The organism is Burkholderia sp. BCC1996 (assembly GCF_905339955.1).
Lineage (GTDB): Bacteria > Pseudomonadota > Gammaproteobacteria > Burkholderiales > Burkholderiaceae > Burkholderia.
This window is the reverse complement of sequence record NZ_CAJPHM010000046.1, coordinates 1-18,620: the sequence shown is the minus strand read 5'-3', so window position 1 is coordinate 18,620 and position 18,620 is coordinate 1. Positions and strand designations below refer to the sequence as shown.

At 71.6% G+C, this 18,620-nt stretch carries 16 protein-coding genes; 11 read left to right on the top strand and 5 right to left on the bottom strand.

Annotated elements, in window-relative coordinates; genetic code table 11:
- The 8 genes from bcsZ to U4Z64_RS35875 are packed head-to-tail and all read left to right on the top strand — an operon-like array spanning position 1 to position 12,443.
- Positions 1-1,230 carry a cellulose synthase complex periplasmic endoglucanase BcsZ gene (gene bcsZ, locus U4Z64_RS35910; protein ID WP_321822508.1) on the top strand — a complete coding sequence of 410 codons (1,230 nt, stop codon included), beginning with the start codon at positions 1-3 and terminating at the stop codon, positions 1,228-1,230.
- On the top strand, positions 1,215-5,150 hold the full coding sequence (locus U4Z64_RS35905) for a cellulose synthase subunit BcsC-related outer membrane protein (protein ID WP_321822507.1): 3,936 nt from the start codon (positions 1,215-1,217) through the stop codon (positions 5,148-5,150). Before bcsZ ends, U4Z64_RS35905 begins: the two co-directional genes overlap by 16 nt.
- A 16-nt stretch (positions 5,151-5,166) precedes the next feature.
- Positions 5,167-7,161 carry a cellulose biosynthesis protein BcsE gene (gene bcsE, locus U4Z64_RS35900; RefSeq protein WP_321822506.1) on the top strand — a complete coding sequence of 665 codons (1,995 nt, stop codon included), beginning with the start codon at positions 5,167-5,169 and terminating at the stop codon, positions 7,159-7,161.
- Positions 7,158-7,367 carry a hypothetical protein gene (locus U4Z64_RS35895; RefSeq protein ID WP_124489491.1) on the top strand — a complete coding sequence of 70 codons (210 nt, stop codon included), beginning with the start codon at positions 7,158-7,160 and terminating at the stop codon, positions 7,365-7,367. The genes bcsE and U4Z64_RS35895 overlap by 4 nt, the downstream gene beginning before the upstream one ends.
- Positions 7,364-8,152, top strand: a complete 789-nt coding sequence (gene bcsQ / locus U4Z64_RS35890; RefSeq protein ID WP_321822505.1) for a cellulose biosynthesis protein BcsQ — start codon at positions 7,364-7,366, stop codon at positions 8,150-8,152. Before U4Z64_RS35895 ends, bcsQ begins: the two co-directional genes overlap by 4 nt.
- Positions 8,149-10,686 (top strand): UDP-forming cellulose synthase catalytic subunit, encoded by a 2,538-nt coding sequence (bcsA, locus tag U4Z64_RS35885; protein ID WP_321822504.1) that lies wholly within the window; start codon positions 8,149-8,151, stop codon positions 10,684-10,686. The genes bcsQ and bcsA overlap by 4 nt, the downstream gene beginning before the upstream one ends.
- 27 nt (positions 10,687-10,713) lie before the next feature.
- Positions 10,714-12,267 (top strand): cellulose biosynthesis protein BcsG, encoded by a 1,554-nt coding sequence (gene bcsG, locus U4Z64_RS35880; protein WP_321822503.1) that lies wholly within the window; start codon positions 10,714-10,716, stop codon positions 12,265-12,267.
- On the top strand, positions 12,249-12,443 hold the full coding sequence (locus U4Z64_RS35875) for a hypothetical protein (protein WP_044846129.1): 195 nt from the start codon (positions 12,249-12,251) through the stop codon (positions 12,441-12,443). The genes bcsG and U4Z64_RS35875 overlap by 19 nt, the downstream gene beginning before the upstream one ends.
- Positions 12,444-12,514: 71 nt before the next feature.
- Here the strand turns inward: U4Z64_RS35875 and U4Z64_RS35870 are convergent, their stop codons facing one another.
- Genes U4Z64_RS35870 through U4Z64_RS35855 form a run of 4 tightly spaced genes read right to left on the bottom strand, consistent with a single transcriptional unit; the run spans position 12,515 to position 15,728 of the window.
- A complete protein-coding gene (locus tag U4Z64_RS35870) occupies positions 12,515-13,399 on the bottom strand; it encodes a pirin family protein (protein WP_044846128.1) in 885 nt (294 codons plus the stop codon).
- A gap of 24 nt (positions 13,400-13,423) precedes the next feature.
- A complete protein-coding gene (locus U4Z64_RS35865) occupies positions 13,424-13,816 on the bottom strand; it encodes an OsmC family protein (RefSeq protein WP_174910712.1) in 393 nt (130 codons plus the stop codon).
- Positions 13,817-13,876: 60 nt separating this feature from the next.
- Entirely contained in the window at positions 13,877-15,457 is a 1,581-nt protein-coding gene (locus tag U4Z64_RS35860) for a sodium:proton antiporter (protein WP_321822502.1), read from the bottom strand.
- Positions 15,458-15,467: 10 nt separating this feature from the next.
- On the bottom strand, positions 15,468-15,728 hold the full coding sequence (locus tag U4Z64_RS35855) for a XapX domain-containing protein (RefSeq protein WP_321822501.1): 261 nt from the start codon (positions 15,726-15,728) through the stop codon (positions 15,468-15,470).
- Between the two features lie 283 nt (positions 15,729-16,011).
- Here U4Z64_RS35855 and U4Z64_RS35850 point away from each other — a divergent pair, with 283 nt between their 5' ends.
- A complete protein-coding gene (locus U4Z64_RS35850) occupies positions 16,012-16,698 on the top strand; it encodes a hydrolase (protein ID WP_124489484.1) in 687 nt (228 codons plus the stop codon).
- A 19-nt stretch (positions 16,699-16,717) separates the two neighbouring features.
- Here U4Z64_RS35850 and U4Z64_RS35845 read toward each other — a convergent pair whose 3' ends face one another.
- Complete coding sequence (locus U4Z64_RS35845) at positions 16,718-17,641, bottom strand: LysR family transcriptional regulator (RefSeq protein ID WP_124489483.1); 924 nt, start codon at positions 17,639-17,641, stop codon at positions 16,718-16,720.
- Between the two features lie 120 nt (positions 17,642-17,761).
- Here U4Z64_RS35845 and U4Z64_RS35840 point away from each other — a divergent pair, with 120 nt between their 5' ends.
- Positions 17,762-17,929 (top strand): DUF1427 family protein, encoded by a 168-nt coding sequence (locus U4Z64_RS35840; RefSeq protein ID WP_044846122.1) that lies wholly within the window; start codon positions 17,762-17,764, stop codon positions 17,927-17,929.
- Positions 17,930-17,948: 19 nt separating this feature from the next.
- A partial coding sequence (locus U4Z64_RS35835; RefSeq protein ID WP_321822500.1) for an amidohydrolase family protein occupies positions 17,949-18,620 on the top strand: 672 nt, incomplete at its 3' end.

Below are 18,620 nucleotides of genomic sequence, written 5' to 3'. Positions count from 1 at the left end.
ATGGCTTGGGCATTCGCAAGGCGACGGGCAGCGCGGCCGGCCCGGCGGGGCGGCACGACGCTCGTGCTGGCCGTCGCGGCGGCGTGCGCAGCGGCCGGGGTAGCCGGGACGGCCGGGCGCGCGCAGGCGGCGCAAGGCGGTGCGGCCGACGTGCGGTGCGGCGCGGCGTGGCCGCGCTGGGACGCGTTCAAGCGCGATTTCGTGTCGGCCGACGGCCGCGTGATCGACGTCGGCTCGGCCGATTCGCGCACGGTATCGGAGGGGCAGGCGTATGGACTGTTCTTCGCGCTCGTCGCGAACGACCGACGCACGTTCGACACGATCCTCGCATGGACCGAGAACAACCTCGCGCAGGGCGACCTGAGCGCCCGGCTGCCGGCGTGGCTGTGGGGCCGCGCGCCGGACGGCACGTGGCGCGTGCTCGATGCGAACGCGGCGTCGGATGCCGATCTCTGGATCGCCTACACGCTCGTCGAAGCCGGGCGGCTGTGGCACGAGCGCAGCTACACCGCGCGCGGCGCGCTGCTCGCGAAGCGCGTGCTCGACGACGAGACGGCCAGCGTGCCGGGCCTCGGCCTCACGCTGCTGCCCGGGCCGACCGGGTTCAAGCTGGCCGATGGCCAATGGCGCGTGAACCCGAGCTATTCGCCGCCGCAGGTGATCCGCGGGCTCGCCGCGCGCCTGCCCGACGAGCGCCGCTGGGCCGCGCTCGCGGCCAGTACCGGCCGCGTGCTGCTCGACACCGCGCCGAAGGGCTTCTCGCCGGACTGGGCGTTGTATCGCGCGGGCGCGGGCTTCGGCCCCGATCCGCAGACCCATGCGGAAAGCGCGTACAACGCGATCCGCGTGTACCTGTGGGCCGGCATGCTCGATCGCGCCGATCCGCTTGCCGCGCCGCTGCTCGCGCGTTTCGCGCCGTTCGCCGACCATATCGCCGCGCATGGCGCGCCGCCGGAGAAGGTCGACACGACGACCGGCGTCGCGGGGCCGAACGACGGCAATGGCGGCTTCTCCGCGGCAGCCGTGCCGTTCCTCGACGCGCGCGGCCAGCATGCGCTCGCCGATGCGCAGGCGGCCCGTGTCGATGCGCTCGCGCGCCAGGCGGCGCCCGGCTACTACACGAGCGTGCTGACGCTGTTCGGCCTCGGCTGGCGCGACGGCCGCTACCGGTTCAGCGCGGACGGGTCGCTCGCTGCGCGCTGGGAGGACCGTTCATGCGCGGCCCGATGAAGCGCACCGCACCGCGCGTCGCGGGGTTCGCGTGGCTCGCGTCGTCGGTCACGGCGGCGGCGCCGGCCGCCGTCGCCACACCCGCGCCCGCGTTACCGAAAACCGTCGCGCCGAAGGCCATCTCGGCGTCGGCGCCGGCCACGACCGACCTGCCCGACGCGCAGCGTCAGCTCGCGACCGCCCGCATGTGGGGCGCGAAGCATCGCGACGACCTCGCGCGCGACGCGCTGCGCAAAGGGCTCCTGATCGCGCCGGACGATCCCGAACTGCTCGCGGAACAGATGCGGGTGCTGCTGCGGCTCGGCGACGCGCAAGGCGCGCAGGCTGCGCTGGCACGCCTGCAGGCCCGCGCGCCCGCGGCGCCCGGCACGCGGCGCGCGGCCGACGAATACCGCGTCGCGACGAGCGGGCGCGGCGAGATGGCGCAGATCCGGCTGCTCGCGCGCAGCGGTCGCGCCGACGAAGCGGCCCGGCGGATCGTCGCGCTGTTCCCGAACGGCGCGCCGTCCGGCGCGCTCGGCGCCGAGTATTACCAGATCGTCGCGAATGCGCCGGGTGGCCGAGAATCGGCGCTCGCCGCGTTGCGCCGCGCGGTCGCGGCCGACCCGCAGGACACGAGCACGGCGCTCGCGCTCGCGCGGCTGCTGAACCAGCGCGCCGACACGCGCGCGGAAGCGAACCGCATCGCGTGGTCGCTCGCGAAGCGCGCCGACGCCGATCACACGGAAGCGATGGCCGTGTGGCGGCGCGTGCTGCAGTCCGCCGGCAGCGATCCCGCGTATCTCGATGCGCTGCATGCGTATCTCGCGCTGGTGCCGGACGACACCGAATTCCGCGATCGCAGCGCCGAACTCGACCGGCAGCGCGACGCGCAGCGCCGGCTCGAACGCGACCCTGACTACATCGCGCAGCAGCGCGGCTTGCAGGCGCTCGCGCGCGGCGACCTGGCCGGTGCCGATCCGCTGCTCGCGCGCGCCGCGCAGGCGCGCGCCGGCGACGCCGATGCGCTCGGCGGGCTCGGCCTGCTGCGCTTGCGCGAAGGCCGGCACGACGAAGCGCGTGCGCTGTTCACGCGCGCCGCGGCGCTGTCGACCGACCAGCGCGGCAAGTGGCAGAGCCTCGCGCGTACCGCGCAGTTCTGGGGGCTGCTCGCGCAAGGCCGCGCGGCGGCGTCGGCCGGGCGGCCGCAGGATGCCGAGCGCGCGGCGCGCGCCGCCCTCGCGATGCAGCCCGACAGCCCGGACGCGAAGCTGCAGCTCGCCGACGCGCTGCTCGCGCAGCGCGACTGGGCGCGCGCGGAGCCGTTGCTGCGCGAACTGCTGGCCGCACGTTCGCCGAACGTGTCGGCGGTGCGCGGCACGGCGATGCTGTACGAGAACACCGGCCGCGCGGACCGCGTCGGCCCGCTGCTCGACGCGCTGCAAGGCCGCGTGACGGGCAGCGACGATCGCCGCGCACTCGACGGGCTGCGCGCGGACCTGCTCGCGAACCAGGCGCGCGCGCTCGCCGACAAGGGCGAACGCGGGCCGGCCGTGCAACGCTACGAAGCGGCCGTGCGCGGGGCGCCCGACGCACCGTGGACGCGTTTCGCGCTCGCGCGGCTGTATCGCGACATGGGGCTGCCGCAGCTCGGCCGCACGGTGATGGATGAGGGGCTCGTGCAAAGCGATACGCCCGAGATGCGCTATGCGACCGCGCTGTATCGCAACTCGCTCGACGATGTCGCCGGCGCGCAGGCCGCGCTCGCGGGTGTCGACGAGGCGCAGCGCTCGGACGGTATGCGTGCGCTCGCCCGCAAGCTCGACGCGCAAAGCGCGCTGGCCGACGCGCGCGGCGCGCTCGGCCGCGGCGATCGCGCGGCGTTCGCCGCGTCGCTCGCGCATGCGCAGGCGAGCGCGCCGGACGATCCCGACATGCTGGCCGCGATCGGCGCGCAGTGGATCGACGCGGGCGAGCCCGAGCGCGGCCTCGCGCCGTTGCGCGACTGGATCGCCGCGCATCCGCGCGAGGCCGATCCCGACGTGCGGCTGCGCTACGGCGACCTGCTCGGCAGCGCGGGGCGCGACGACGCGCTCGCCGCGTGGCTCGACACGCTGCGCCGCGAACCGGCGCTGACGCCGGCACAGACCGCGCGCATCGAGGATCAGTCGCTGCGGCTCGTGCTGCGCCGGACGGACGACGCGATCGCGCAGCAGGACTATGCGCGCGCGCGCACGCTGCTCGATCGCGCGAGCCCGGCCGGCCGCGCGGACAAGCGCTACGCACTCGAGCTGGCCGATCTCGAACGCGCGCAAGGGCACTACGACGCCGCACGCGACGCGCTCGCGCCCGTTATCGCGCGCACGCCGGACGATGCCGACACGCAGCTCGCGCTCGCGCGCATCGACGAGGACAGCGGCCAGCGCGCGGCCGCGCTCGCGCGCGTGCAGGCCGTGCTGGCGCGCACGCCGGACGACGACGTCGATACGCGGCTGTCGGTCGTGCGCCGGCTGAACGCGCTGCGCCGCCCGGACGAAGCCGCGCAGGTGATCGACCCGCTGCAGGCTGCATATCCGGCGCGCGCCGACGTGACGGTTGCCGCCGGGCGCGTGGCCGAGGCGCAGGGCCGCTACGGCGATGCCGCGTCGCTGTACCGGCTGTCGCTGTCGCAGGAACGCACGAGCGGCGTGAGCCCGGGCCGCGACGGCCGCACGCCCGCGCAGGCCGCGTTCGCGGATCTCGAACAGCGGCGCGATCCGGAGATCGAGACCGGCTGGCTGCCCGCGTACAAGTCGGGCGACGAAGGGATTTCCGCGTACCGCGCGCAGCAGGTGCCGATCTACGCGCAGATGCCGGTGCGCTACGACGGGCACGCGTTCCTGCAGCTCGACACCGTGCATCTGGACGCCGGCACGCTCGATACGAGCGTGCCGAACGCGTATTCGCTGAAGACCTTCGGCACCTACGGCGCGCTCAACGCGCTGGCCGGCTCGTCGCTGGCGCCGTTGAACCAGCAGGCCGCCGCGTTGATCGCGCATCCGCAGGGCGACCTGCACCAGCCGATGACGGGCGTCGCGCTCGGCGCCGGCTATCGCACGGATGCGTGGCGCGTCGATCTCGGCACGTCGCCGCTCGGCTTCCCGGTGCATTACCTGGTCGGCGGCGTGCGCTACCGCTTCGACGCGGGCCCGGCGAGCTTCACCGTGAACGCGTCGCGCCGGCCGGAAACGAGCAGCGTGCTGTCGTATGCGGGGATGCGCGATCCGTGGACGGGCGCGGTGTGGGGCGGCGTGCGGCGCGACGGCGTGAACCTGCGCGCGGCGCTCGACGTCGGCCGCGTGAACCTGTTCGCGGAGCTCGGCGCGGGCGTGCTGTCCGGCCGCAACGTCGAGCGCAACGCGGAACTCACGCTGCGCTCGGGCTTCACGGTGCCCGTGTACGAACGCGCGACGATGAAGGTGAGCACGGGGCTCGTCGGCAATGCGTGGCACTACGCGCAGAACCTGCGTTACTACACGTACGGGCAGGGCGGCTACTACAGCCCGCAGCGCTACCTGTCGCTCGGCGTGCCGCTCGAGTGGGCGGGGCGGCGCGACGCGCTGTCGTGGGACCTGACCGTCACGGGCGGGATCTCGAACAGCTACGAGAAGGATTCGCTGTTCTACCCGACCTTCGCGGACCAGCGCGCCGCGCAGGAGGCGGCGGGGCTCGTCTACGCGGGCAGTTCGACGCGCGGCGTGTCGTTCTCGTACGGCGTGAACGGCATCGTCGAGTATCGCGTGAATCCGCACCTGAGCGTCGGCGCGCAACTGCATGTCGACCGGTCGCACGACTACGCGCCGAGTTCGGCGCTCGTGTACCTGCGCTATGCGTTCGACGCACGCGCGGCGCGCAGCTGGCTCGTCACGCCGACGCCGGTGCGGCTTTATTCGGATTACTAGGGGACTGGGAGAACGCGTGAATACGGAACTCGATGCAACCCGTCCCGCGCTCGGCGCCGCCGGCCTGCTGGGCCGCCTGCGCGCGCTGCTGCGCACCGGGCCGGCCGGCGGCCGCGCCGGCCCGCTGAGCCGGCTCGCGATCGACGGGCTGCCCGACACGTGGACGCAGCTGGAAGCGGGCGGCCTGTACGCGATCTATGCCGCCGCCGGCACGCCGGCGTGCGACGCGCTGGTGTGGGAAAGCGCGCGGCAGTCGCGCACGCGCGACGTGACGGTCGTGCTGTCGCGCGCCGCGGCGCACGTTGCCGCGCAGCTGCAGTCGCGCGGTTTCTCGGGCGGCGCGCAGCCGGCCGGCTGGCCGCGCAACCTCAACGTGCTGGCGATGCCGCCCGCGGCGGCCGACGGCGATGCCGCGCGCGAGCCCGGTGCGCCGCGCCGTGCCGCGCCCGGTCCGTTCGCGCGGCTCACGGGCGGCTTGCGCGCGATGAAGCGCTACGGCTTTCGCGCGCGCTCGCTGTATTTCATCGAAGGCGCGCAACGCTGGTTCAGCTGGGACGATCCGACGGCGCTCGCGGAAGAAGCGCACGCGCTCGCCGACTGGTGCCGCACGCACCGGATCGCGCTGGTGCTGCTGGTCGATCCCGAGATCGTGCGCACCGGCGCCGATCCGGACACCGATGATCCGCCGCTCGTGCGCGACGCGAATCGCGCGCCACGCAGCGGCTTTCACGGCGTGTGCGCGGGCGTCGCGCAGCTGCAGCGCACGCACGGCGAGCTGCTGTGGGTCGTCGATTTCTGGCGCGCGGGCGAGACGCTCGCGGCCGGCGAAGTGCGACCGCTGCGCTTCGCGCCGGGCGGCCGGCTCGCGGCGATCGTCGACGGCGCCGCCGCCGAACCGCTGCGCCGGATGAAGCTCGCGACCGACGAGGATCGCGTCGTCGTCAGCCGCGCGGTGCTCGACGAAGGCGGACGCGTGCCGGCCGACTGGGAAATCGTCGACGACAACGCGGCGGTCGTCGCCGCCTGCGCACGCGCGCAGGCCGCGACCGCGGTGCTGGCGTTCCGCTCGCATGCGCAGCTCGAGGCGCTGTGCGCGGCCGTTCACACGCTGCGCCGGCAATGCGGCGGCGCGTTGAAGATCGCCGTGGTCGAGCGCGGCGAGGTGCTGCGCCAGCAGTTCGAGATGCTGGTGCTGAGCGTCGGCGCGAACCGCGTCGTCGCGCGCGACCTGCCGGTGACGCGGATGCACGCGGCCGTGCACGCGCTGCGCGGGCAGCTCTATGCGCGGCCCGTCGCGCCCGACTATCGCGCGGCGCTCGCGGCCGCGCTCGGCGATTCGGTGCTCGGCTACCTGCCGGTCGGCGCGTTCTGCCTGCGGATTCGCGCGGTGCTCGATCGCGGCGCCGTGCTCGCGCTGCCGCATACGCTCGCGAAGATCGCGCTGCTGCCCGGCGTGTCGCACGTCGATGCGCTGCGGCATTGCCGGCCGCGCCGCGCGGGCGACGTCGTGACGGCCGATGCCGGGCACCTGTACGTGTTCCTGTTCGCGTGCGAGCCGGCCGATGCCGAGGATGCGCTCGCGCGTATCTTCGACGTGCCGGTCGAGACGCTGTCCGATCGCGTCGTGTGTCTCGGGCAGGGCAGCATCGACACCGAGCTCGATGCGCTGAAGGCCGAGAACCGGCGCGCGCCGATCGCCGACTACAGCGACCTGTTCGCGACGGCGCAGCCGGCGGATGCGGCACGCGCGCCGGGCGAACGCGCGGCGGATGCCGCGGCGCTTGCCGAACCGGGCGCCGACGGCACCCTGGCCGGCGAGGCCGGCGCGGCCGCCGCGGGCGGTGTGGCCGACCGGCACGTCGATGCGCCGCCGCACGCGGGTCACGCCGACGATGCGACGCCGCTCGCCGACATGCCGGGCGATGCGCCGGCATTTCCTGCATTTCCCGTCGCGCACACGCGCGGCGCCATCCGCAGCGCGATGCCGCTGCGCAAGCCGGAGGGCGCATGATCGCCGAACTCGTCATCGGATTCATCGTCGGCATCGCGATCGCGGTGCCGGTGTGGCTCGTCGCGCAGCACCTGGGCCTCGGCCGCGGCTTTCATGCGCCGCGCGGGCTGCAGCGGCGCGACGCGGTGCCGTGCGAACTCGTGCCGGTCGCGCTGCGCGGACGCCTGCTGCCCGATGCCGACCACGCCGGCGGGGCGGCGCCATGAAGACGATCGCCGTCACGTCGACGACCGGCGGCGCGGGCCGCACGACGCTCGCCGGCGCGCTCGCGGTGCTGCTCGCCCGTCGCGGCCGGCCGGTCGTCGCGGTCGAGTTCGACGCGCAGAACCTGATGGGCGCGACGCTCGGTCTCGACACGCTGGCCGAGCACGGGCTCGCGCACAGCCTGCTCGGTGACCCGGGTAACGCCGCGCCGTGGCACGCGCATACGTGGCGCAATGCCGACGGCGTGCTGTTCGTCCCGTACGGGCAGGTCGACGCGGCGGGCGCCGCCGCCTGCGATGCGCGGCTCGCGGCCGATCCGGCCTGGCTGTCGCGCGCGCTCGACGAGATCGCGCTGCCGCTTGACGGCGTCGTGCTGGTCGACACCGCGCGCTATCCGTCGCCGCAGGCCGAGCAGGCGATTCGCCGCGCGGACCTGACGCTCGTCGTCGTGCCGCCCGAACCGGCCGCGTGCGCGACCGTTGCCGCGCGCCTCGACGCGCTGCGGGCCGGCGGCGGCGACCTGCAGATCGTCGTGAACCGGCTGAACCCGGCGCGCGACATGCAGCGCGATGCGCTCGCGATGCTGCGCGCGGTCGCGGGACCGGCGTCGATGCTCGAGCAGCGGATTCACGTCGATGCGGCCGTGCCCGAAACGCTCGCGCGCGGCAGCTGGATCTTCGACGACGCGCCGTATTCGCAGGCGTCGCACGACCTGAACGGCGTCGCGAACTGGGTCGACGCGTGGCTCGCGGCGGCCGCGGCCGGCCGCACGGGAGCGCGGCGATGAAGGCCGGGTTCGCGTCGCGCTGGCGTGCCGCGGCCCGGCGCGCGACCGACTGGTGCGCGCGCGGGATCGGGCTGCCGGCCGAGCGCACGCTGCTCGACTGGCTCGTGCGGCTGTTCTTCCACGCGCCGCCGCCCGGCCGGCCCGATCCCGTGCGCCGCCGGGCACGCATCGCCTTCCTGTGGCTCGCGCGGGAGTGGGGCGTGCTGCAGCCGCTGAGCCCGCGCGAATGGCTGTGGCGCGCGATCGTGCGCGCGCCGCGCGCAGCCGATGGCCGGCCCGCGCGCGATCCGCTCGCGTGGTTCGACACGTTCGTCGTGCCGGCCTACGTCGCGGCGCGCGCGCTCGGCCGGCGCCTCGACGCGTTGCTCGCGCGTCTGCCGTGGGCGCGCTGGGGCGGCTGGCTCGACGCGCGCGCGCACGGCGTCGGCCGGCACCGCTGGCTCGCGCCGCTGCTGCTGATCGCCGGCGCGCTGATGTGGGCCGCGGCCGGGATGTCGCCGCTGATGCCCGGCGCGCAGTTCGCGTTCTTCGCGATCGTCGCGGTGCTGGCGCTCGCGCTGCGCCGCCTGCCGGGCCATCTGCCGACCCTCGCGCTCGCGTCGCTCGCGCTGCTCGCCACGGTCCGCTACGTGTGGTGGCGCACGACCCAGACACTCGATTTCCGCAGCCCCGTCGAGGCGTTCGCCGGCTACCTGCTGTACGGCGCCGAAGCCTATACGTGGATGATCCTGCTGCTCGGCTTCGTCCAGACCGCGTGGCCGCTCGACCGGCCGATCGTGCCGCTGCCCGACGACCCGGACACCTGGCCGAGCGTCGACGTCTACATCCCGACCTACAACGAACCGCTGTCGGTCGTGAAGCCGACCGTCTTCGCGTCGCAGAGCATCGACTGGCCGGCGGCCAAGCTGCGCGTGTACCTGCTCGACGACGGCCGGCGCCCCGAGTTCGAGGCGTTCGCGCGCGAGGCGGGGATCGGCTACCTGACGCGCGACGACAACCGCCACGCGAAGGCCGGCAACATCAACCGTGCGCTGCCGAAGACGCATGGCGAATACATCGCGATCTTCGACTGCGATCACGTGCCGACGCGCTCGTTCCTGCAGACCTCGATGGGCGTGTTCCTGCGCGACCCGAAATGCGCGCTGGTGCAGACGCCGCACCATTTCTTCTCGCCCGATCCGTTCGAGCGCAACCTCGGCACGTTCCGCGAGATCCCGAACGAGGGCAACCTGTTCTACGGGCTCGTGCAGTCGGGCAACGACCTGTGGAACGCGACGTTCTTCTGCGGGTCGTGCGCGGTGCTCAAGCGCACCGCGCTGGAGGAGGTGGGCGGCGTCGCGGTCGAGACCGTGACCGAGGACGCGCACACCGCGCTCAAGCTGCACCGCCGCGGCTACACGTCGGCGTACCTGCCGACCGTGCAGGCGGCAGGCCTCGCGACCGAGAGCCTCGCCGGCCACGTGAAGCAGCGCACGCGCTGGGCGCGCGGGATGGCGCAGATCTTCCGCATCGACAATCCGTTCCTCGGGCGCGGGCTCGGCTTCATCCAGCGGATCTGCTACGGCAACGCGATGCTGCATTTCTTCTACGGGATTCCGCGGCTCGTGTTCCTGACGATCCCGCTCGCGTACCTGTTCTTCCACCTGTACTTCATCAATGCGTCGTCGGTCGCGCTCGCGAGCTACGTGATCCCGTACCTGGTGCTCGCGAACGTCGCGAACTCGCGGATGCAGGGGCGCTATCGCCACTCGTTCTGGGCCGAGGTCTACGAATCGGTGCTCGCGTGGTACATCGCGCTGCCGACCACCGTCGCGTTCTTCAGCCCGAAGCACGGCAAGTTCAACGTGACCGACAAGGGCGGCAAGATCGACGAAGGCTACGTCGACTGGTCGACCTCGAAGCCGTACCTCGTGCTGTTCGCGCTGAACGTGCTCGCGATCGCGGCCGGCCTGTGGCGGCTCGTGGCCGACCAGGGCGACGAGGCGTCGACGATCCTGATCACGCTCGGCTGGACCGTCTACAACCTCGCGATGCTCGGCGCGGCCATGGCCGTCGCGCGCGAGACCAAGCAGGTGCGCGTCACGCACCGGATCGCGATGCGCGTGCCGGCGACGCTGCTGCTCGCCGACGGCTCGACTGCCGCATGCTTCACGAGCGACTACTCGACCGGCGGCCTCGGCCTCGAAGCGGTGCCGGGGCTGCCGCTCGCGGTCGGCGACACGCTGACGGTGTGCGTGACGCGCGGCGACCGGCCGTTCCCGTTCCCGGTGCGCGTGAGCCGCGTGACGCCGACCCACGTCGGCGTGAGCTTCGAGGCGCTGACGCTCGAGCAGGAGCGCCAGCTCGTGCAGTGCACGTTCGGCCGCGCGGACGCGTGGCTCGACTGGCACGCGAGCGCGCGCGCGGACACGCCGCTGCGCGGGCTGAAGGAAGTGCTGCGCGTGGGCCTGGACGGTTACGTACGGATGTGGAAAGGTGCGGCGCGCGGCGTGCAGTCGATGCTGGCACCGAAGCTCGATCGGGCGCGCGACTGACACGGCGCCCATCACGGAGTGGTTTAGATGACGTTCTGGAATCTGTATTTCATCCTGAAGTTCGCGCTGTTCGCGACCGGCCACCTGCAGCCGCTGTGGCTCGCGAACCTCGCGTTCGCGCTGGCCCTCGCGGCGAGCGCGCCGATCCGCGCGCGCGTGTGGCGCATCGTGCGGCAGCTCGCCGCGCTCGCGATCGCGGTGCCGCTCCTTGCGCGCGAACTGCATGCGCCGCCGCTCGCGCGCCTGGTCGATGCCGCGCGCGAGGTCAGCACGTTCCGCCTCGACTACTGGATGGAGCTGCTGCCGCGCCTGTTGCCGCCGCTGCTGGTGCTGACCGTGGCGGGCGTGCTGATCGTCTATTTCATCGTCAACCGCTGGGTGCGCGTCGCGACCTTCGTGCTCGCCGCGCTGGTCGTGATGCCGCTGTGGCAGGCCGGCAACGGGCTGATGGCGCGCGTCGTCGCGCCGCTCCCGCAGCAGGCCGACGCGACGGGCGGGCGGGCCGGCCAGCCCGAGGACCACAACGCGGCGCTCGCGACGTTCCGCGCGCAGGAGTCGCAGCGGCAGGTCGCGTTCGGCCATCTCGGCAACGATCCGGCCGCGCAGTTCGACGTGATCGTGCTGCACGTGTGCTCGCTGTCGTGGGACGACCTCGATGCCGCGAAGGTGCGCAATCACCCGATGCTGAGCCACTTCGACTACCTGTTCAACAACTTCAGCACGGCGGCGAGCTACAGCGGCCCGGCCGCGATCCGCGTGCTGCGCGCGAGTTGCGGGCAGGAAGCGCACGCGGACCTGTACAAGCCCGCGCCGCAGCAGTGCCACCTGTTTTCGCAACTCGCGTCCGCCGGCTACACGGTGCAGTCGCTGCTGAACCACGACGGGCACTTCGACAACTTCCTGCAGGTCGTTCACGACAACATCGGCGTGCCCGACGCGCCGATGATCTCGAACGCCGCCGCCCCGGTCGCGATGCATGCGTTCGACGGCTCGGCGATCAAGGACGACTACGGCACGCTCGCGAACTGGTACGCGCAGCGCGCGTCGGTGCCGGGCCCGGTCGCGCTGTACTACAACACGATCAGCCTGCACGACGGCAACCGCGTGGTTGGCAGCTCGCTCACCAGCATCGATTCGTATCCGCAGCGCGTGACCCGGATGATGAACGACTTCGACCGGCTCGCCGACCTGATCGCGCAGTCGGGACGGCGCGCGGTGATCGTGTTCGTGCCCGAGCACGGCGCCGCGCTGCGCGGCGACAAGAACCAGGTGGCCGGCCTGCGCGAGATCCCGACGCCGAGCGTCGTCCACGGGCCGGTCGGCGTGCGGCTCGTCGGCTTCACCGGCAATCACGGCACGACGACCGTGATCGACCAGCCGACGAGCTTCCTCGCGCTCGCGCAGCTGTTGTCGAACCTCGTGTCGAACAGCCCGTTCAAGCCGGGCGCGACGCTTGCGCAATATGCGGCCGACCTGCCGCGCACGCGGATGGTCGGCGAGAACGAAGGCACGGTGACGCTGCAGACGAGCACCGGCTATGCGGTGAAGACTCCGGACGGCGTATGGATCGACGAACAGTAAACATCGGCGAAGGCGACGACGATCGCCTGTCGCAACCGAACGACGTGCTCGGCCTCGCGCGGCATCTGCCCGCGCTGGATCCGGCCCGCTACGTCGACGAGCAGGCACGGCGCGCATTCGTCGAATCGCTCGAGCGCTGGCCCGTGCTCGCGAAGCTGATGGGATTGAAGCCGTAAACGCAAGGCGGCCGGCGTGAATGCCGGCCGCGCTGCATCGATGCGCCGACCGCTATCGGCTCACCGCGGGCTCACTGCGCGCGGCGCTCCGGCTGGCGCGTCCATTCGTTTTCCTCGCCCGGTACCTTGCCGAAGGTCTGCTCCGCCCACGCGTGGCGGGCCGCCTCGATCTTCGCGCGCTCGCTCGACACGAAATTCCATTCGATGAACCGCTCGCCCGGCAGGTGCGCACCGCCGAGCAGCATCACGCGCGCGCCGTTCGCGCTGGCGAGCGCGACGTTCGTGCCGGGTTCGAGCACGGCCATCGTCGCGGGGGCGAGCGGCGTGCCGTCGATCGTGAGGTCGCCGTCGACGAGATACACGCCGCGCTCGTCGTGTTCCGCGTCGAGCGCGAGCTGCCCGCCCGCGGCGAATTCCACATACGCATAGAGCGTCGGCGAGAACACGGCGACCGGCGACGTGAGCCCGAACGCGGTGCCCGCGATCACGCGCACGTGCGCGCCGTCACGCGTGAACGACGGCAGCGTGTCGGCCGCGTGATGCACGAACGCGGGCGCGGTGTCCTCGTGCTCGACCGGCAGCGCGACCCAGGTCTGGATCCCGTGCACCGGTTGTTCATGCGGGCGGTCCTCGTCGGGCGAACGCTCCGAGTGGACGATGCCGCGCCCGGCCGTCATCCAGTTCACGTCGCCGGGCACGATCTTCTGCCGGAAGCCGAGGCTGTCGTGATGCATCAGCGTGCCGTCGAACAGGTAGGTAACGGTCGCGAGGCCGATGTGCGGATGCGGCAGCACGTCGATGCCGCTGCCGGCCGGCAGCACGGCCGGCCCCATCTCGTCGAAGAAGATGAACGGGCCGACGAGGCGCGCGGCGCGCGCGGGCAGCACGCGGCGCACGACGAGGTTGCCGATGTCGCTCTCGCGCGGCGTGAGCAGGGTCTTGATCGATGCGGACATGGTGGGTCTCTCGTATCCGGTGGGTCAGGCGATGGCCGTATCGATCGTGATCGGGTGCGTGAGGATCTTGTGCACCGGGCACGCATTCGCGATCTGCAGCAGGCGCTCGCGCTGCTCGTCGGTCAGGTCGCCGTCGAGCGTGATGCGGCGCATGATCGTGCTGCCCGCGCTGCCCGATTCGTGCGCGAGCTTCACGTGCACTTCGGCGAGCGGCCAGCCCTTGCGTTGCGCGTACATCTTCAGCGTAATCGCGGTGCACGCGCCGAGGCTCGACAGCAGCAGCGCGACCGGCGTCGGTGCGGTATCGCCGCCGCCGAGCGACGCCGGTTCGTCGGCGCGCCACTGATGGACGCCGTCGGTGAAATGGACCAGGTAATCGACCGAGCCGATGCTCGCTTCGACGGACAGTTCGCTCATTGCAATTCCATGTGGGGAAGGGGAGACGGGCCGGCCGGCGAGGGCCGGGCAGGCCGGACGTTACGGCTCGAGCAGGCGCTGCAGCCGCAGTTCCTCGAAATCCAGCTCGGATTCTATGCGGTGCAGCACCGCGTCGTCGACCCGGCCATCGCGATGCAGCTCGAGCAGCGCATCACGCGACACGCCGACCAGCTCGAGCTCGACGCGCAGCATCCGCGCGCGCACGTCCGCGGGCTCCGCGCCGTCGCGGTGCGCGCGTTCGTTGAACGCGACGCGGCTGCGGTATTCGGTCAGCAGCCGGTCGAGCGATGCGCGTTCGAGGCGCGTGCCGCGCTGCTCGCGCGCATCGAGTTCGGCGAGCGCCGCGCCGAACGTGTGGGCGCGCACGGCATGCTCGGACATCGTGTGCCGCGCGGCCGGGCGCAGCTTCAGCACGCGGATCAGCGGCGCGAGCGTGCCGCCTTGCACGACCAGCGTCGCGATGATCAGCAGGAACGTGCTGAACAGGATCAGGTCGCGCCCCGGGAAGTTGCCCGGCAGCGCGATCGCGGCCGCGAGGCTCACGACGCCGCGCATGCCGGACCAGCCGAGCACGACGGCCTCGCGCCACGACCACCGCGCACGGCCCGCGCGCGGCGCGCGCAGGCGGCCCGGCAGCCACATCGCGACGAACACCCACACGACGCGCGCGGCGATCGCGGCGGCGGTGGCCGGCAGCGCGACGCGCAGGCCGGCCATCAGCACCGCGCCTTCGTGGTTCACGCCGGCGAGGATCGCGTGCAGCGCGAGGCCGATCAGGATGAACACGAGCGCGTCGAGCACGAACACGATCGCTTCCCAGGTCGCCTTCGCCTTGATCCGCATGTCGGCGCCGAACACGCGATGCTGGCGCACGCCGAGCACGAGGCCGCAGGTCACGACCGACAGCACGCCCGAACCGTGCACGGCTTCGGCGATGCCGTAGCTGCCCCACGCCATCGCGAAGGTCACGACGATCCCGAGCATCGGCTCGCGCAGGCGCTGCAGCACCCAGCACATCGCATGGCCGCACGCGAGGCCGACCGCGATGCCGATCAGCGTGAGCGAGAAGAACAGGCCGGTGGCGCTCGCGGTCGTGATCGTGACGGCGAGCGCGGCCGAGACGGCCATCTGGTACAGCAGCAGGCCCGATGCATCGTTGACGAGGCTTTCGCCTTCGAGCACCGCGACGAGCCGCGCGGGCAGCGGATGGCGCTGCAGGATCGCCTTCGCGGCGACCGCGTCGGGCGGCGACACGATCGCGCCGAGCGTGAAGCACGCGGCCCACGGCAGCGCCGGATTGGCCGCATGCACGGCGAGCGCGACCGCAACCGTCGTGAACACCACCGCGCCGAGCGCGAGCGACGCGATCGACGCGAGCTCGTGGCGGAATTCCTTCCACGCCGTATAGAAGCCGCTCGACATCAGCAGCGGCGGCAGCACGGCCACGAGCAGCAGCGCCGGATCCATGTCGGGCGTGCGCTTGCCGGCGATGGCCACCACGCAGCCGCCGAGCAGCAGCACGACGGCCGGCGGGATCGACACGCGCTCCGCGAGCCAGGTGAGCGCGCCCGCGCCGCAGATCAACAGCAGCAGGTAGTGGAACAGCTCGACGTTGGTCATGAGTCTTGCATCACGACGGCTTGCGATCGTTCGCGGCGGCGCCCGGCAGCGCGCCGAACATGTGCTGGCTGCATTGTGCATCGCGCCACGCGGTATTCAGCCGATAGCCGGCCAGCATCCGGCGCGCGAGCGGCGGGATCTGTTCGCCGGCCAGCATGCCGAGGAGGCCGACGAGCGCGATGATCGGCGGTGCCGGCGAATTCACGCCGAGCGCACCGTAGATGACGCCGGCGAGGATGCCTGCGAACAGCGACAGAAAATACGGCTTCATGATGAAAACCTCTCGTGATAGGCTGATCGGGGGCGAAGGGCGCGCCTTCAACGTGCTGGAAGCGTATCGGGTTTACGTGTGGAACAAAAGGGCGGACAGCCGTTGGAGAGCCCCCTCTTTCGGAATTCGATCGATTCCATTTCTTGGATGTTCGAGCCGCGGCTTTTCCGATTAAATGGCTGCAACCGGAAGACGCAGATCCGGGGTAACGCACAGTCGGCTCCTCTCGGTTTCCGATCGAGGCAAGCCTTAAACGTTTCCTGTCCAAAGGATGATACGCGCCATGAGCAACCCGAAGCTTGAAGTCCTCACCCCCCAGAACAGCCAGCTGATCTTCATCGACCAGCAGCCGCAGATGGCATTCGGCGTGCAGTCGATCGATCGCCAGACGTTGAAGAACAACGTCGTCGGGCTTGCCAAGGCCGCGAAAGCATTCAACATCCCGACCACGATCACCACGGTCGAAAGCGACAGCTTCTCGGGTTACACCTATCCCGAACTGCTCGACGTGTTCCCGAACCAGAAGACGCTCGAACGTACGTCGATGAACTCGTGGGACGACCAGAAGGTGCGCGACGCGCTCGCCGCGAACGGTCGCAAGAAGGTGGTCGTCTCCGGCCTGTGGACCGAAGTCTGCAACACGACGTTCGCGCTCTGCGCGATGCTCGAAGGCGACTACGAGATCTACATGGTCGCCGACGCGTCGGGCGGCACGTCGAAGGATGCGCACGACTTCGCGATGCAGCGGATGATCCAGGCCGGCGTCGTGCCCGTCACCTGGCAGCAGGTCGCGCTCGAGTGGCAGCGCGACTGGGCGCGCCGCGATACCTACGACGCCGTGATGGCGATCGCGAAGGAGCATTCGGGCGCGTACGGGATGGGCGTCGACTACGCGTACACGATGGTCCACAAGGCGGCGCAGCGCACCGCGACGCCACACGAGTCGATCCCGGCCGTGCCGGCGAAGTAACGGGTCGCGGGCCGCCCGCTCAGACGGGCGGCAGTGCCCACGGCGCGTGCGACAGATGTTCGACGAGGAACTCGAGCAGCGCCGTCACGCGCGCGGCACGCAGCATGCCGGGCGGTGTGACGAGGTTGACGTTGAGGTCCGGGATTTTCCAGTCGTGCATCACTTCCTCGAGCGCACCGCTTTGCAGTTCATTCCATACCAGGAACGCCGGCTGCAGTGCGATACCGTGGCCGGCGATCAGCGCGGGGCAGAGGACGTCGGCGTTGTTCGCACGGATGCGCCCGCGCACCGGCACGCCGAATTCGTCGCCCGACGTCGTATGGCGAAAGCGCCAGTATTCGGGCGTCGGGATGTTCGTGTAGGTCAGGCACACGTGCTGGTCGAGTTCGCTCGGATGGGTCGGCCGGCCGTGCCGGTCCAGATACGCGGGCGACGCGACGAGCGGCCGGCGTACCGCGCACAGGCGGCGTGCGCGCAGCGACGAATCGCTCAGTTCGGCGATCCGGATCGCGACGTCGAAGCCGCCGGACACGATGTCGACGAAGTTGTCGGTGAGCACGAGGTCGACGTCGACGCGCGGATAGCGTTCGAGAAACGCGGGCAGCAGCGGCGCGAGATTGCACAGGCCGTAGGACATCGGTGCGTTCACGCGCACGAGGCCGTGCGGTTCGAGCGCGTGTGCGGATGCCTCGTCCTCGATCAGTTCGGCGTCGGCGAGCAGCCGGATCGCGCGATCGCGCAGCAGTTCGCCGGTCGGCGTGAGCGACAGCTTGCGCGACGTACGGTACAGCAGCATCGCGCCGAGGCGCTTTTCGAGTCGCGCGATCGCCTTCGACACGGTCGGTTGCGTGATGCCGAGCAGGTCGGCGGCCTTGGCGAACGAACCGGTCTCCGCGACCCGCGCGAAGATGGCCCAGGCTTCGAGGTCGGGCAGATGTTGCATGGCTGGAAAGCGTGGCGGCGAAGTGAAGCGGACGGGACGGCAGCGGATCGGGCCGCAGGCGCACGGCGCCCGGCCCCCGGGCGGTAATGCGGCACATTCTAATTCAGTCGGGAGGGACGTATGGAATCGTATCTGGTTTCATTGGGCGCCGGCGTGCTGGTCGGCGTCGTGTACAGCGTGATCAAGGTGCGCTCGCCCGCACCGCCGCTGATTGCGCTGGTCGGGCTGGCCGGCATGCTGATCGGCGTGGCGGCCGTTGCACCGGTCCGTCACTGGCTCGGTTTCTGATTGCATCGAGGACATATTGATGAGCGTACCCGACACTCAACCGGATCTGATCCTCCACAACGGACGATTCACGACCCTCGACCGCGCGAACCCCGTCGCGACTTCCGTCGCGATCAAGGACGGCCGCTTCGTCGCGGTCGGCAGCGACGCGGACGTGATGCCGCTCGCGGGCCGCGCGACGAAGGTCGTCGATCTCGGCGGCCGCAGCGCGCTGCCCGGCCTGATCGACAACCACTGCCACGTGATTCGTGGTGGCCTGAACTACAACATGGAGCTGCGCTGGGACGGCGTGCCGTCGCTCGCGGTTGCAATGGACATGCTCAAGCGGCAGGTGGCGATCACGCCCGCGCCGCAATGGGTGCGCGTGGTCGGCGGCTTCACCGAGCACCAGTTCGTGGAGAAGCGCCTGCCGACGATCGACGAACTGAACGCGGCCGCGCCCGATACGCCGGTGTTCATCCTGCACCTGTACGACCGCGCACTGCTGAACGCGGCCGCGCTGCGCGTGGTCGGCTACACGAAGGACACGCCCGAGCCGCCGGGCGGCACGATCCTGCGCGATGCCGCGGGCAACCCGACCGGCCTGCTGCTCGCGAACCCGAACGCGACGATTCTGTACGCGACGCTCGCGAAGGGACCGAAGCTGCCGTTCGAATACCAGTACAACTCGACGCGCCACTTCATGCGCGAG

Coding starts and splice junctions, on each gene's coding strand:
- bcsZ (WP_321822508.1), top strand. CDS start 1: ATGGCTTGGGCATTCGCAAGGCGACGGGCAGCGCGGCCGGCCCGGCGG.
- U4Z64_RS35905 (WP_321822507.1), top strand. CDS start 1,215: ATGCGCGGCCCGATGAAGCGCACCGCACCGCGCGTCGCGGGGTTCGCG.
- U4Z64_RS35895 (WP_124489491.1), top strand. CDS start 7,158: ATGATCGCCGAACTCGTCATCGGATTCATCGTCGGCATCGCGATCGCG.
- bcsQ (WP_321822505.1), top strand. CDS start 7,364: ATGAAGACGATCGCCGTCACGTCGACGACCGGCGGCGCGGGCCGCACG.
- bcsA (WP_321822504.1), top strand. CDS start 8,149: ATGAAGGCCGGGTTCGCGTCGCGCTGGCGTGCCGCGGCCCGGCGCGCG.
- bcsG (WP_321822503.1), top strand. CDS start 10,714: ATGACGTTCTGGAATCTGTATTTCATCCTGAAGTTCGCGCTGTTCGCG.
- U4Z64_RS35875 (WP_044846129.1), top strand. CDS start 12,249: ATGGATCGACGAACAGTAAACATCGGCGAAGGCGACGACGATCGCCTG.
- U4Z64_RS35870 (WP_044846128.1), bottom strand. CDS start 13,399: ATGTCCGCATCGATCAAGACCCTGCTCACGCCGCGCGAGAGCGACATC.
- U4Z64_RS35865 (WP_174910712.1), bottom strand. CDS start 13,816: ATGAGCGAACTGTCCGTCGAAGCGAGCATCGGCTCGGTCGATTACCTG.
- U4Z64_RS35860 (WP_321822502.1), bottom strand. CDS start 15,457: ATGACCAACGTCGAGCTGTTCCACTACCTGCTGCTGTTGATCTGCGGC.
- U4Z64_RS35855 (WP_321822501.1), bottom strand. CDS start 15,728: ATGAAGCCGTATTTTCTGTCGCTGTTCGCAGGCATCCTCGCCGGCGTC.
- U4Z64_RS35850 (WP_124489484.1), top strand. CDS start 16,012: ATGAGCAACCCGAAGCTTGAAGTCCTCACCCCCCAGAACAGCCAGCTG.
- U4Z64_RS35845 (WP_124489483.1), bottom strand. CDS start 17,641: ATGCAACATCTGCCCGACCTCGAAGCCTGGGCCATCTTCGCGCGGGTC.
- U4Z64_RS35840 (WP_044846122.1), top strand. CDS start 17,762: ATGGAATCGTATCTGGTTTCATTGGGCGCCGGCGTGCTGGTCGGCGTC.